This is a genomic window from Helcobacillus massiliensis (assembly GCF_033106145.1).
Taxonomy (GTDB): domain Bacteria; phylum Actinomycetota; class Actinomycetes; order Actinomycetales; family Dermabacteraceae; genus Helcobacillus; species Helcobacillus massiliensis.
The window spans coordinates 791,761-805,166 of record NZ_CP136959.1 but is presented as its reverse complement, the minus strand read 5'-3'; the positions used below and the strand labels follow the sequence as shown (position 1 = coordinate 805,166).

The following is a 13,406-nucleotide window of genomic DNA, read 5'->3' as shown; positions in this document are numbered from 1 at the left end:
TCACTGCTCCTGCGGGACCGTCCTGGGGTCAGCGGCGACGGCGCTGGTGCTCGCGGTGGGTGCGCTCCAGCTCTGCGACGGTGCGGCGACCCTCCGACGGCTGCTGGCGCAGGCCGGAGAACAGGTAGGTGATGCCCAGCAGGGACATCAGAATGATGAATGCGCCGATCCCGATGACGGCGGGGTGCACACCGCCATGGGACGCCTCGGCCTCGGAGGCTGCCAGCAGAACCTGATCCAGCATCGAATCACCTTTCACGGAGGGGTCTGAACGCTCAGAGGAGAGCTCGGTCCATTGTTTCACATCCGGAGGCAAAGCCCCACGCAGCGGGGCCGTCGTCACGCTCAGGGCTGATCGTCCGCTCCCCCGCCGTCCGAGGCCTGATCCGCCTTCTCCCATTCGGAACGGCGCTTCTCGTTCTCCTTGTCCGCGGCGCGGCGCTTCTCCTCCGTCTCCTTCGCCTCCTTCAGGCGGTCGATCTTCACATCTGCGCTGCGCAGGGAGGACTTCAGCGCATCGCGCTGCGCCTTCACATAGTTGTGGGTGGAGGTGGAGCTGAGGGCGTGCAGCCCCAGGTCCTGCAGGCCCTGCCCGGACAGCTGCTCTGTGAACGCCGCTGCGGACTTCCGCTTCGCAGCGGCGTCCTCCAGAGCCGTCGGCACATCCACCCCCGGGCCCGGCTGCTGCACAGCGTCGATCTGCTTCTTCTGCTCCGCCGCCTGTGCTTCCAGCGAGCACGGCACCGTTGGGTCGAACAGGCCGCGCTTGTTCTTCATAGCGCTGTTCTGTCCGTCGAGGACCTTCTGGTAGAACCGCTTGTTCTCCTTCACCCCCGCCGCGGTGGCGAGGCCCTCCTTGGCGATGTCCTGATTGATGGAGACGTCATCGACCTGGACCAGCGCCTGCAGGTGACCGGCGGAGTTCTTGCGCTCGTGATCGAACACGAGATCCACCTCGGTGCCGCTCGGCAGACGCTTCGCCAGGTACTGGGCGGATTCGTTCGCCAGGCACTGCTGGGGCTGGTCACCGGTCGCGATATCGGGCGCGTTCACATTGATCAGATCCACTGCTGTGTCCTTGCCGTCGATATCGACGATGACCGTGTCCCCGTCCTGCACCCCCACCACCGTGGCCCTCTGGGTGTCGGATCGGACATAGGAGTTGTAGATCCACAGCCCGCCGAGCACCAGCAGCGCTGTGCCCGCCATGAGCAGGACGGCGTACAGCAGCGATGTCACCTGGGTGCGGGCGGATTGGTCCACGGTGGGGTCCTTTCGCCGGGGCGCCCCTGTTGGGGCGTGGGAAGACTGTGGATCAGTCTAGAGCCAGGCGTTAGTTCCGAACAGCCATCGAACGGGCGCCCCCAAAAAAGACGTTCAGACGCTCACGGACCCGAAGAGACCGGACCACCCATTGCGGGACGAGCCCCGCCAGGCACCCGTTCAATCGTCGGTGCTGACCACACTGGACCGCAACGGGGCCTTCATCCGCCGCCCCTTATCGGATAGCCTGAAAAGCCATGGCGCGCGATTCTGAGCACAACGAGAGGACTACAATGCGTAACGTCGCCGAGCTCGCCTCGGAGCTCATCCGCATTCCGAGCATCTCCCGCGACGCAGAAGGCATGCGCGCCGTCCAGCGCCGAGTAACCGATGAGATACTCAAATCCATACCGGCCGCTTCGGTTCGAACGGGGGGCGGCGAGCTTCCCTGGACGCTCATCAGCCTGGGAGGGACCGGGCCGGCACCCCTCTTCGCTTGCCATACGGATACCGTCCCGGTGGCACCGGCAGGAGCCTGGGATCGCGACCCCTTCGGCGGCGCAACAACCGACGGCGTTCTTCATGGCCGAGGAAGCGTAGATATGAAGGGCGGACTTGCAGCAGCCACCACCGCCCTAATCCGTGCCGGCCTCAGCGGAAGCCACGGTCACCTGCTAATGACTGCTGACGAAGAGATCGGGGCACGGGGTGCCAAATGCGCGACTCCGGAAATCCTTTCACTCGATCTCACCGGGATCATCATTCCCGAAGCGACAGAGCTGACAGTGCACTGCGCACACCGAGGAGCCACCTGGTATCGATTCGCAGCAACAGGTCATGCCGCCCATGGATCGACGCCTCACCTGGGGGAGAACGCCGTAGAGAGATTGGCAACGGCGCTGCTGACCTGGAAACCCGCGCAGTCACTCACGAGCGAAGCCACTCTCGGGATGGAGACACTCAACATCGGCACCTTCCGCGGCGGCTCGGCGCCAAATATTGTCCCTGACCACGCGGAGGCGACAATCGACTTCCGCACAGTCTCAACCTCTCCCGCACACCAGAGGATCAAAGGACTACCAGACGATATCGCGGTGAGCGTCGACCTAGATCTCGCCCCACTCCGCACAGATTCCCAAAATCCATTCGTGCAGAATCTACCATCGCAGGTCTCTGAGGACCCGGTAGCGTACTTCACCGACGGTTCCGAGATCACTGCTGCCCGTCCTGATCTCCCGATTGTGATCTGGGGACCAGGTGAGCCCGGCCAGATGCATTCGGTGAACGAACAGATCCCGGTGTCATCACTCATAGAAGCCGAAGAGCTCTTCTTCGCCCACCTCACCGGTCCGCGACCGTACTGATCGCTCGCACCGATTCTCCGGCACTGACCACCATGGGGAGCGAAACCGAACGCTTAGTCTCGCCGCGCCATCGATGCTCGATGGAGTCGAGCGCTTCATGAGCCAACTCGAGGTACGGCTGGACAACGGTCGCAAGTTGCGGTGACGTCCATGCGCCAACGGGTATACCATCAAAACCGATTACAGACAAATCCGTAGGAATATGCACTTCGCTCGACCGGCTCGCCGCAAGCAGACCGATCGCTGCGATATCTGACGCGCAGAAGACAGCCGTCGGGCGTTCCTTCATACGCATGAACACTGGAAGGCTTGCCGCACCAAAAGCTTCACTGTATGGGCCAGCACGAAACAGGTCAGCTCTAGGCTCAATTCCGCGGTCCGTCAGAGCGTCCACATAACCTCGATGCCGCTCTCTCGCTGAAGCGAGTGCGGCAGGTCCGCCAACGTGAGCGATCAAGGTATGGCCCTTGCTGAGCAGGTACTGAACCGCTTGATAGGCACCACCGTAGTGGTCAGCCCCCACATATGACCACGACTCACCTCGCACGGAGGCAAGGCTCTCGTCTAGCACCACCAACGGAAAGTGAGCCGGGACAGTCTCAAGAACTGCGTGGTCACCGGACATAGACACGAATATAGCGCTGTCGACCTCCGTCGACGCGGTTGCTCGCCCCACGATCTCTTCCTCTCGCTGGGGAGACCCACCACTGACCGCGATCAGGACTCTGAGCGAGCGCCTAGTCGCCGCTTCGGCAATCGTTTGCGCAAGATGCGCGAAGTACGGGTTGGACAACTCTGGAAGGACCAGGAGAACCGAACTCAGCCTCCGCCGATTCCGCTTCAATCCAACCTCATGAATTGCGGCGTCGATCCTCCTAGCTGTACCAGGCTGCACCTGGAGCTCCCCACGGACATACCTCGACACGGTGGAGACCGAGACACCGGCCTTCTGCGCAACCTTCGTCAGCGACACGCGTCCTCCTTGGCGATCACCCCTTGTGTTCTGTCAGCCAACATCGTACCGTGACAGCTACACCTCATTGCGCGACTTTGCGCAAACCTCGAAAGGAGAGACAGTTGGCTAAGGTTCTGCTCGCAGGAGAATCCTGGGTGAGCGCTGTGGTCGACCACAAAGGCTTTGACCCGTTCCCCCACACCCAAGTTCACATCGGGTGCGAACGTCTGCTCGAGGCGTTGGCTGCGGAAGGCCACCACGTCGACCACATGCGATCCGACGACGTGGCGGAAAAGTTCCCAAGCACCTTGGACAAACTAAATCACTATGACGTCGTTCTTCTCTCCGACGTCGGCGCCAACACGCTCCTGCTTCCGCCAGTGGTCTTCGAACAAGGCCGCCCATTCCCCAACCGTCTTCACCTCCTACGAGAGTGGGTCGAGCAGGGAGGAGGTCTGATGATGGCGGGCGGCTACCTCTCGTTCCAGGGCTTCCAGGCGATGGCTAACTACGCTGGAACCGCAGTCGAAGAAGTCCTTCCCGTGTCCATCCACCGCTGGGACGATCGAATCGAGACCCCTCAAGGAGTCCAGGGGCGCGTCGTCGACCATGAGCACCCGATCACCACGGGTCTCGACGCGACATGGCCCATCCTCCTCGGCTACCAGGACCTTGAACTCAAGGATGACGCCCAGCTGCTCGCCACGATCGAGGGCAATCCCCTACTCGCTGTAAGGAGCTACGGGAAGGGACGCACTCTCGCATTCGCCTCCGACATCTCACCGCACTGGGCGCCTACCGAGTTCATGGAGTGGGACGGCTACGCAAAGCTCTTCTCCCAATCCATTGCCTGGCTCGCGAAGAGCCCCAGCTGATCCACCGAGCTGACATAAGACACACAATCATCCAAGGAGTAGCCAATGATGTCTTCTTCACATGAGCCGCACCGCTCGGCCGTCCACCATCGACCGCCAGCAGTTTCGACCGCAGCAGTTGGTTTGTTCTCAGTTCTAACGATTTTGGCCGGCACACTGGGACCGATGCAGTCCGCAGTGAACGGGCGACTCGGCCAAGACGTCGGGGACGGACACCTAGCGTCGATCATTTCGTTTGGCGGCGGCCTAGTGTTGATGCTTCTTATCGTGTTGCCCGTTCGCCGCTTGCGCCAAGCACTTATCGCGCTGCCCGGGCAGCTGATGCGCAGAGAGATCCCATGGCCGAACTTCTTTGCCGGCCTGTGCGGAGCTGTAATTGTCCTTTCGGAGGGCATCTCGGTCGGCGCATTAGGCGTAGCCACATTCCAGACTTCACTCATCTCGGGCATGATCATTTCGGGCGTCGTGTGTGACCGCCTCGGAATTGGCATTCAGTTCAAGCAAGCTCTGAGCGTTTTTCGAGTTACCGGCGCGATTTTAGCAATCGTCGCCACTCTGCTTGTCGTGTCTCCGAACTTCGAGGCGCCTCACATGTTGGCCCTCGCGGTTCTTCCGTTCATTGGAGGCTTGCTGGCCGGCTGGCAACCTGCTGGAAACTCGAATGTTGCACAGCTTGCAGATTCCATGCTTGTTTCGATCACATGGAACTTTATCATCGGCTTCCTCGCGCTTACAGTTGCTTTCTTGATTCGCATGGGTGCTGGGAGCGCCGAGTTCCATCTGCCCAGCGCGTGGTGGATGTACCTCGGTGGACCCCTCGGGCTTGCCTCTATCGCTCTGATGGCTCTGTTGGTGCGTAAGCTAGGCCTGCTGGTACTAGCCCTCTGCTCCACCGCCGGACAGCTGATCGGTTCGATCCTGATCGACTCCCTGATCCCCGGCATGGGGACCGTCTACGGAACCACGCTGCTCGGCGCATTGGTCGCCCTCATTGCCTCCGGTATCGCGATCATCCCGTCGAAGAGGGTCGAGGAGGACCCAGGGATTCTTGACGATGCTCACCAGACTACAGAACTGAAAGAGGGATGAACCAGTGGAAGAATTCGGAACTGTTCAAACCGTGAAAGGCGCCGTTCCGGCGCACGAGTTAGGGCTAGTGCTTCCGCACGAGCACATGTTCAACGACCTCTCGTCGGTTGTTACATCACCCTCATATAAATTCAGCCGGGAGTCCGTCGAGTCAAAGGTCTCGCCCAGCATACAGTGGACCCTGAAGCAGGATCCGTACTGTTGCATCGACAACGTCGCGCCGAAGCCGGTCGAGGACGTGATCCAGGAAGTACGCCTGTTCCAGCAGGCGGGTGGTGGCACCATCGTGGATGCAACGGGGACCAGCAAGATTGGACGCTCTCCTTCGCGCCTCCTAGAGGTATCGCACGCCACGGGCCTGCACGTTGTGATGTCCACAGGGCCATATTTGGAGAAATTCGAACAGGAAGACATCACCCATCGAACCGCCGAACAGATTGCTGAAAGCATTCTAGGAGAACTTCGCAATGGAGTCGATGGAGTTAGAGCGGGAATGATCGGCGAGATCGGGGTCTCCCCCGACTTCACTGCCGGCGAGAAAAATGCACTGCGTGGTGCGTCACTCGCCCAGCTAGAAGAACCAGGCGTTGCGATGAACATCCATATGCCTGGCTGGCAGCGGCGTGGGGATGAAGTCCTTGACATCGTCCTAGGGGATCACGGCGTGGATCCCAAAAAGGTAGCCCTCGCGCATTCAGATCCCTCCGGCGCGGACCACGAGTACCAGCGTCGACTCCTTCGGCGCGGAGTGTGGCTCGAGTTCGACATGATCGGGTTGGATATAACCTTCCCCGGCGAGGGGATCTCCCCATCGATCTCACAGACAGCCGACGCTGTCGCAGCGTTGGTTGCAAACGGATACGGGGACCAGATCCTGGTCAGCCATGACCTTTTCCTCAAGCAGATGTGGGCGATGAACGGTGGGAATGGCTTCCAGGTCGTCCCAACCGTGTTCCTAGAACTCCTCGTACAGCGAGGTGTCGCCGAGGACCAGGCTCGGGCACTCGTGACAGTAAATCCACAGCGGTATCTTGGTAGTGGCACTCCATGAATACTCGGAGGGACCGCGGCGTGTCGGAATCCTAGTTTTTCACCGGCCTGGAACGAAGGCCTTGGGCGTTCCTCCTTCATACGACGTTGGCAACTGAACGAAAGGTCCGGCCATGACCACCCACTCCCCCGTCATCACCGTCATCGGCTCGATCAACGCCGACCTGTCCGCGGTGGTGCAGCGCCACCCCTCCCCCGGTGAGACCCTCCACGGGACCGGCGGCGAGATCACGCCGGGCGGCAAGGGTGCGAACCAGGCAGTCGCCGCGGCGAAGCTCGGCGGCACCGTGCGGATGGTGGGAGCCGTCGGGACCGACGCAAACAGCGAACCTGCCCTGCAGGAGCTGCGCGCCGCCGGGGTCGACCTGACGGCGGTGGATGAGGTGCCCGGCCCAACAGGGCTGGCGATCATCACGGTGGACGCCGCCGGAGAGAACACGATCATCGTGGTTCCCGGGGCGAACGGCGCGATGGACGCGGCCCGGGTCACCGCCGCCCGCGCCGCTGTCGAGGGCGCTGCGGTGGTGATCAGCCAGGGCGAGATCCCACGCGATGGCATGGAGGCGATCCCCGGTCTCGTCCCGGAGCAGGCACGGTTCCTGCTCAACCCGGCACCGGTGCTGGACCTGGAGCGCTCCGTGGTCCTCGCCGCGGATCCGCTGGTGGTCAACGAACATGAGGCGCAGCTCGTGGCGGACCAGTTCGGCATCGCCTCATCCGGCGCCACCGCCGCGTGCACCGCGCTGCTCACCGCGGGCGTCCGGTCGATCGTGCTGACGCTCGGGGCGGACGGCGCCGTCGTGATGGAGCACGGCAGCGACAGCGTCAGCATCCCCGCCGTCACGGTCACCGCGGTCGACACCACCGGCGCGGGCGACGCGTTCATCGGCGCACTCGCGCTGAAGCTGGCCGACGGGGATCCACTCGTGGACGCTGCTCGCTTCGCGGCTCGGGTCGGCGCCTACGCGGTCACAGGACGCGGAGCGCAGACGTCGTACCCGTCGGCCGGTGACGATCTGCCCGCCTGATCAGTCGTCCTTCGACGGGTCCGCCCATTTGCCGGAGCGTCGCTCCTCGTCCATCGCTGCAATGCGCCCCAGGCGCTCCTGAGTCCGCACCCGCTTCACCTCGCGCTTCTCGGCACGGGTAGGACGGCTGGACTCCTCGAAGCGCAGGTCGGTTCCGCGGGCACCGAGGTGCTCGGCTCCGCCCAGCATCGTCGGCTCCCAGTCGAAGACGATCGCGTCCTCGCCGGGGCCGATGACGACCGTGTCGCCGGCCTTCGCCCCCACCTTGAACAGTTCGTCCTCGACACCGAGGTTGTTGAGGCGATCGGCGAGGAAGCCGACGGCTTCGTCGTTGGAGAACTGGGTCTGGCGCACCCACCGCTCGGGCTTGTCGCCCACGATCCGGAAGGCGTAGTGCCCAGCGTACTGCTCCTTCTCGATCGTGAAGTCCTTCTCCTTGCGTCCTCGCATCCGCGGCTTCAGCGTGACGACCTCACGCTCCTCGTCCCCGGGTTCCGGGACGGCCGCACGGGCCTTCTCCACCATAGAACCGAGCGCCAGTGCCAGTTCCCTCAGGCCCTTGTGGGACACGGCGGACACCTGGAAGATCGGCATCCCCGTCTTCTCCAACTCGCCCATCACCATCTCGGACATGTCCACGCCGTCCGGCAGGTCCGTCTTGTTGAGGACGATGACACCGGGGCGCTCCATCAGCGGAGGCATCCCCTCAACAGCGCTCTCCTTGTCCAGGGAGGCGGCGTACTGCCGCAGTTCGTTCTCGATGGTGCGGAAGTCATCAACAGGATTGCGGTCCGACTCCATCGACGCCGCGTCCAGCACATGCACCAGCACGTGGCAGCGCTCGATGTGCCGCAGGAACGCCAGGCCCAGGCCCTTGCCCTCGGACGCGCCGGGGATCAGGCCCGGGACATCCGCCATCGTGAAGCGGAACTGCTGCTCATGCACCACACCGAGATTCGGCTGCAGCGTGGTGAACGGGTAGTCCGCGATCTTCGGACGGGCGGAGCTCATCGCAGCGATCAGCGAGGACTTCCCGGCCGACGGGTACCCGACGAGGGCGACGTCCGCGATGGACTTCAGCTCGAGCACGAGCGTGCGCTCCTCACCGGGCTCGCCCAGCAGTGCGAACCCGGGGGCCTTGCGCTTCGCCGACGCGAGCGAGGTGTTGCCGAGACCGCCCTTGCCGCCGCGGGCCGCGACGAAGCGGGTGCCCACGCCGACGAGGTCGGCGATGAGCTCGCCGTCGCGGGTCTTCAGCACGGTGCCGTCGGGGATGCGCAGCACCAGGTCCTCACCGTTCCTGCCCTCGCGGTTGTCGCCCTTGCCGAAGCCCCCCGATTCAGCGCGGCGATGCGGCAGGTGGTGGAAGTCCATGAGGGTGGTGATGTTGCGGTCCACTTCGAGGATCACGTCACCGCCGTTGCCGCCGTCGGCACCGTCCGGGCCGCCCAGGGGCTTGAACTTCTCGCGGCGGATGGAGGCGGCACCGTCACCGCCGTCACCGCCGGTGACGTGGATGACTGCTCGGTCGATGAAGGTCGCCATGGATCTCCCCTAAGTGCCTGGTTGCGTGTGCGTTCAGTGTAGGCGGGCGCTCAGAGGACGCCCGCACAGAAGAAGCGAGGAGCGGGATTGAAACCCGCTCCTCGCTTCGGATGCTTTTCGGTCGCGTGTGCCGATCAGGCAGAGGCGACGACGCTGACGACCTTGCGGTCGCGCTGACGGCCGAACTCGACGGTGCCCGCGGTGAGCGCGAACAGCGTGTCGTCCTTGCCCTTGCCCACACCGCTGCCGGGGTGGAACTTGGTGCCGCGCTGGCGGACGAGGATCTCGCCTGCGAGCACGTCCTGGCCGCCGAAGCGCTTCACGCCGAGGCGCTGTGCGTTCGAGTCGCGGCCGTTCTTGGATGAGCTGACGCCCTTCTTCGATGCCATGAGTCAGTTACCTTCTCTCGATTATCGGATCGCCGATCAGGCGATCTTCGTGACCTTGAGCCGGGTCAGTTCCTGACGGTGGCCCTGGCGCTTCTTGTAGCCGGTCTTGTTCTTGTAACGGAGGATGCGGATCTTCGGACCGCGGAGGTCCTCAACGATCTCGGCAGTGACCTTCACGTTGGCGAGGTCGTCCTTGGAGGAGGTGACCTTGTCGCCGTCAACGAGGAGGACCGGAGCGAATTCAACGCTGTCGCCCGCCTCGCCTGCAACGCGGTTGATCACGATGGTGTCACCGACCGACACCTTCTCCTGACGACCGCCTGCGCGGACGATTGCGTACACCACGTCTCTACTCTTTCCTACTTGCTGACACAAAGCTGTTGTGGCCTGGCATCTCAGACCGCCAGCCCCCGCCCAGAGGGCTCAGGACGAGCCGGAACTCGGGCGGAGATCGGGAGATGCGCACACCTGGTGCTGGAAAAGCACCGACGTACAGAATACGAGAGCGCACACAGGCCGGTCAACAGAACACCCACCCCCATGGGGCTCAGAGCACATCCGAGCCCGGTGGCTTTGGTCACGTCGACCGGCCGGCGACGTCAGTCCTCCTCGGCCGTGAGGTCCAGTGCACTCTGCGGGTCATCCTGAGCCGACGGGGCCTGCTCCGGCTCACCCTCCTGGTCGAGGCTGATGACCTGGCCGTCCACCGTCACCTCCGGGTGATGGTGATCGTCCTTCGCGGTCGCGGCCGCGATCGAGGCGATCGTGGCGCGGGCGAGGTCGCGCGACTTCTGGTCCTGCTCCAGGACCTGGACGTCGCTGCTGTTCTTCTGGTCCACGATCTCCTGCACGGCGTCACGAGCGCGCTCAGCTGCGGCTTCGCGCTTGGCGTCCGCATCGGCAAGGGCCTGCTCAGCGTCGGCCTCCGTCGGCGCGCTCTGCTTGGAGCCGCGACCACCGTTGCCGTTCGCACTGCCGCCGGAGTCACGACCACCGCGCTTGCCGCGCCCGCGGCGCCCACGACGGTTGGAGTCGTCCTCGAACGCGGGAGCCTCCTGGTGCTGGTGACCGTCGAGGTCGATGATCACGCCGCGGCCGTTGCAGCTGTCACAAGTCGAGGAGAAGGTCTCCACGAGGCCGGCGCCCACCCGCTTACGGGTCATCTGCACGAGGCCGAGGGAGGTCACCTCCGCCACCTGGTGCTTGGTGCGGTCACGGGAGAGGCATTCGATGAGGCGGCGCATGACGAGGTCGCGGTTGGATTCGAGCACCATGTCGATGAAGTCGATGACGATGATGCCGCCGGTGTCGCGCAGACGCAGCTGACGGACGATCTCCTCCGCCGCCTCCAGGTTGTTCTTGGTGACGGTCTCCTCCAGCGAGCCGCCGGCACCGCCGGTGAACTTGCCGGTGTTGACGTCCACCACGGTCATGGCCTCGGTGCGGTCGATGACGAGCGAACCACCGGAGGGCAGGTAGACCTTGCGGTCCATCGCCTTCATCAGCTGCTCGTCCACGCGGTGCTTGGCGAACGAGTCGCGGTCACCGACGTGCTTGGTGACGCGGTCCAGCAGGTCCGGCGCCACGTTGGAGAGGTACTCGTGCACCTCCTGGTACACGCTCTCACCCTCGACGATCAGCGAGGTGAAGTCTTCGTTGAAGATGTCGCGGACCACGCGGATCGCCAGGTCCGGTTCGGTGGACAGCGCAGCCGGGGCGTTCTTCGACTTGCGGGTCTTCTCGATCTTCTCCCACTGCTTCTGCAGACGCTCGACGTCCCGCGTCAGCTCCTCATCCGTTGCGCCCTCAGCGGCAGTGCGGACGATCACGCCCGCGTCCTTCGGCACGATGGTCTTCAGCAGCTTCTTCAGGCGGGCGCGCTCGTTCTCCGGTAGCTTGCGGGAGATGCCGGTCATGGAACCGCCCGGCACGAACACCAGGTAGCGGCCCGGCAGGGAGATCTGCGAGGTCAGGCGGGCGCCCTTGTGGCCGATCGGGTCCTTGGTGACCTGCACCAGCACAGGGTCGCCCGGCTTGAGGGCCAGTTCGATGCGGCGCGGCTGACCGTCGAGTCCAGCGGCGTCCCAGTTGACCTCACCGGCGTACAGCACGGCGTTGCGGCCCTTGCCGATGTCGATGAAGGCGGCCTCCATCGACGGCAGCACGTTCTGCACCTTGCCGATGTACACGTTGCCGACCATCGAGGTCTGCGACTTCTGCGCCACGTAGTGCTCCACGAGGATGTTGTCCTCGAGCACGGCGATCTGGGTGCGGCCCGGGCGCTCGCGCACGATCATGGAGCGCTTGACGGACTCGCGGCGGGCCAGGAACTCCGCCTCGGTGATGGAGTGGCGGCGACGGCCGGACTCACGGCCCTCGCGGCGGCGCTGGCGCTTCGCCTCCAGGCGGGTCGAGCCCTTGACGGCTCGAACCTCGTCGCGGGCTTCGCGCACGCGCACCACCGTGTTCGGCGGATCGTCCGACTCCGGCTCACCGCTGGAACCCGAGGAGCGGCGACGGCGACGACGGCGACGGCTGCTCGAGGGCTGCTCCTCCTCCGAGGAGTCGTCATCGTCGCTGTCGTCGTCATCCGAGGACTGGTCGTCTCCGGAGCTGCGCTGATCATCGTCACCGCGGCCCCGGCCGCGCCGACCACGGCCACCGCGGCGGCGACGGCGGCGGGACGAGGAGCGCGAGCCCTCCGAATCGTCGTCATCGGAGTCGTCGGAGTCACCGTCGTTGACGTCGTCATCGTCCTCATCGGCCTCGTCACGGCTGCGCTGCGCCTGCTCGGCGCGGCGACGACGCGACTCTTCGCGACGACGCTCCGCCTCTGCGCGGGCGGCCTCGAGGTCGGGGGCGTCGAAGCTCAGAGCGGAGCTGATCTCCACGCCGTTCGCATCGAACTGCGGCTCATCGTCCTGGTCCTGGTCGCTCGGCGTCGGTGCCTGGAAGAGGAGGTTCGCGAAGTCGGCGGTGTCGGCGGCGGCGCGGCGCTGACGCTTCGGCTCCGGAGCGGACTCGCGCAGGGCCTGCAGGTCATCGGCCACACCCTGATTGCGCGAGCCCTGATCGCGGTCGTTCTGGTCGCGCGGGGCGTCTGCGGCCTCAGCGGGCGCGTCCTCGGTGCGGTCGTCGCTGGAGGATCGGCGCGAGCGGCGACGCGAGCTGCGCTCAGAGCCATCAGCGCTCTCCGAGCGGCGGCTGCGGCGGCGAGGGCTCGGCTCCTCCTGCTGGTCGCTCTGGCTGCTGAGGTCGTTCTGATCGGAATCGGCCGACGGGGTCGAATCATCAGCCTCGCTGCTGCGGCGGGAACGGCGACGGCTGCGCGCGGTGCGGCGGTCCTCCTCGGCGCGCTCCGCACGCTCTGCGCGGCGAGAACCGGCGCGCTTCGGCTCAGCGGCGAGCACCTCAGCGGCGTCCTTCGGAGCTTCCTTCGGCGCATCCGTCGATGCACCCTTCGTATCCTTCGCCGACGTGCGGGCGCTGGTGCTGCTCTTCTCCGCCTTCGCCGGGGAGGCGGCGCGGGTGCGCGTGGCGGGGCCGTCGGCCGGGGCGGCCGAGTCCGCTGGCGCGGAGGCGGCAGCGGCGCGGCGGCGCTGGCGGAAGTTCACGGGTGCCGCATCGGTCACGACGCTGGAGGCGGCGGGAGCGGCGGCAGTGGTGCGGGGGCTCGAGTCCTGGTCAGGGGCGGGGCTGCTCACCTGAGGCGCGCCGGCTGCGCTGCCGGCTGCTCGGCGACGGCGTCGGGGCGGAACGCTCGAGACGCTGGTCGACGAGGGTTCATCAGTGTGCGGGTGTGCATCAGCCATGGGGCTGCTCCTTTTCGGCGGAACCACCGCACCGTG

General features: G+C 64.9%; 12 protein-coding genes. 5 read left to right on the top strand and 7 right to left on the bottom strand.

Annotated elements, in window-relative coordinates; genetic code table 11:
• Nucleotides 1-28 precede the first annotated feature (28 nt).
• Nucleotides 29-244 carry a hypothetical protein gene (locus tag R3I40_RS03745; RefSeq protein ID WP_183374061.1) on the bottom strand — a complete coding sequence of 72 codons (216 nt, stop codon included), beginning with the start codon at nucleotides 242-244 and terminating at the stop codon, nucleotides 29-31.
• 101 nt (nucleotides 245-345) lie between these two features.
• The gene (locus R3I40_RS03740) at nucleotides 346-1,263 is read right to left on the bottom strand and encodes a thermonuclease family protein (RefSeq protein WP_317700105.1); all 918 of its coding nucleotides are present in this window, start codon (nucleotides 1,261-1,263) and stop codon (nucleotides 346-348) included.
• A 293-nt stretch (nucleotides 1,264-1,556) separates the two neighbouring features.
• On the opposite strand from R3I40_RS03740, the gene R3I40_RS03735 reads away from it, so the two are divergent.
• Nucleotides 1,557-2,627, top strand: coding sequence for a M20 family metallopeptidase (locus R3I40_RS03735; RefSeq protein WP_285262095.1), 1,071 nt, complete (start codon nucleotides 1,557-1,559; stop codon nucleotides 2,625-2,627).
• Here the strand turns inward: R3I40_RS03735 and R3I40_RS03730 are convergent.
• Nucleotides 2,605-3,552 (bottom strand): LacI family DNA-binding transcriptional regulator, encoded by a 948-nt coding sequence (locus R3I40_RS03730; RefSeq protein WP_396349488.1) that lies wholly within the window; start codon nucleotides 3,550-3,552, stop codon nucleotides 2,605-2,607. The genes R3I40_RS03735 and R3I40_RS03730 overlap by 23 nt on opposite strands.
• Before the next feature lie 152 nt (nucleotides 3,553-3,704).
• Between R3I40_RS03730 and R3I40_RS03725 the strand changes: the two genes are divergently transcribed.
• The 4 genes from R3I40_RS03725 to R3I40_RS03710 all read left to right on the top strand — a co-directional run bounded on the left by R3I40_RS03725 (nucleotide 3,705) and on the right by R3I40_RS03710 (nucleotide 7,624).
• On the top strand, nucleotides 3,705-4,457 hold the full coding sequence (locus tag R3I40_RS03725; RefSeq protein WP_285262094.1) for a glutamine amidotransferase: 753 nt from the start codon (nucleotides 3,705-3,707) through the stop codon (nucleotides 4,455-4,457).
• A gap of 165 nt (nucleotides 4,458-4,622) precedes the next feature.
• A complete protein-coding gene (locus R3I40_RS03720; RefSeq protein WP_317700104.1) occupies nucleotides 4,623-5,546 on the top strand; it encodes a DMT family transporter in 924 nt (307 codons plus the stop codon).
• A gap of 85 nt (nucleotides 5,547-5,631) precedes the next feature.
• Nucleotides 5,632-6,597 (top strand): phosphotriesterase family protein, encoded by a 966-nt coding sequence (locus R3I40_RS03715; RefSeq protein ID WP_317700103.1) that lies wholly within the window; start codon nucleotides 5,632-5,634, stop codon nucleotides 6,595-6,597.
• Nucleotides 6,598-6,709: 112 nt separating this feature from the next.
• Complete coding sequence (locus tag R3I40_RS03710) at nucleotides 6,710-7,624, top strand: ribokinase (RefSeq protein ID WP_285262093.1); 915 nt, start codon at nucleotides 6,710-6,712, stop codon at nucleotides 7,622-7,624.
• Here the strand turns inward: R3I40_RS03710 and obgE are convergent, their stop codons facing one another.
• The 4 genes from obgE to R3I40_RS03690 form a co-directional block, all read right to left on the bottom strand.
• Entirely contained in the window at nucleotides 7,625-9,169 is a 1,545-nt protein-coding gene (obgE, locus tag R3I40_RS03705; protein ID WP_285262092.1) for a GTPase ObgE, read from the bottom strand.
• A 134-nt stretch (nucleotides 9,170-9,303) separates the two neighbouring features.
• Nucleotides 9,304-9,558, bottom strand: a complete 255-nt coding sequence (rpmA, locus tag R3I40_RS03700; RefSeq protein ID WP_183374051.1) for a 50S ribosomal protein L27 — start codon at nucleotides 9,556-9,558, stop codon at nucleotides 9,304-9,306.
• A 36-nt stretch (nucleotides 9,559-9,594) separates the two neighbouring features.
• Nucleotides 9,595-9,903, bottom strand: a complete 309-nt coding sequence (rplU, locus tag R3I40_RS03695) for a 50S ribosomal protein L21 (protein WP_183374049.1) — start codon at nucleotides 9,901-9,903, stop codon at nucleotides 9,595-9,597.
• A 254-nt stretch (nucleotides 9,904-10,157) separates the two neighbouring features.
• Nucleotides 10,158-13,370, bottom strand: coding sequence for an Rne/Rng family ribonuclease (locus R3I40_RS03690; protein WP_285262091.1), 3,213 nt, complete (start codon nucleotides 13,368-13,370; stop codon nucleotides 10,158-10,160).
• Nucleotides 13,371-13,406 lie beyond the last annotated feature (36 nt).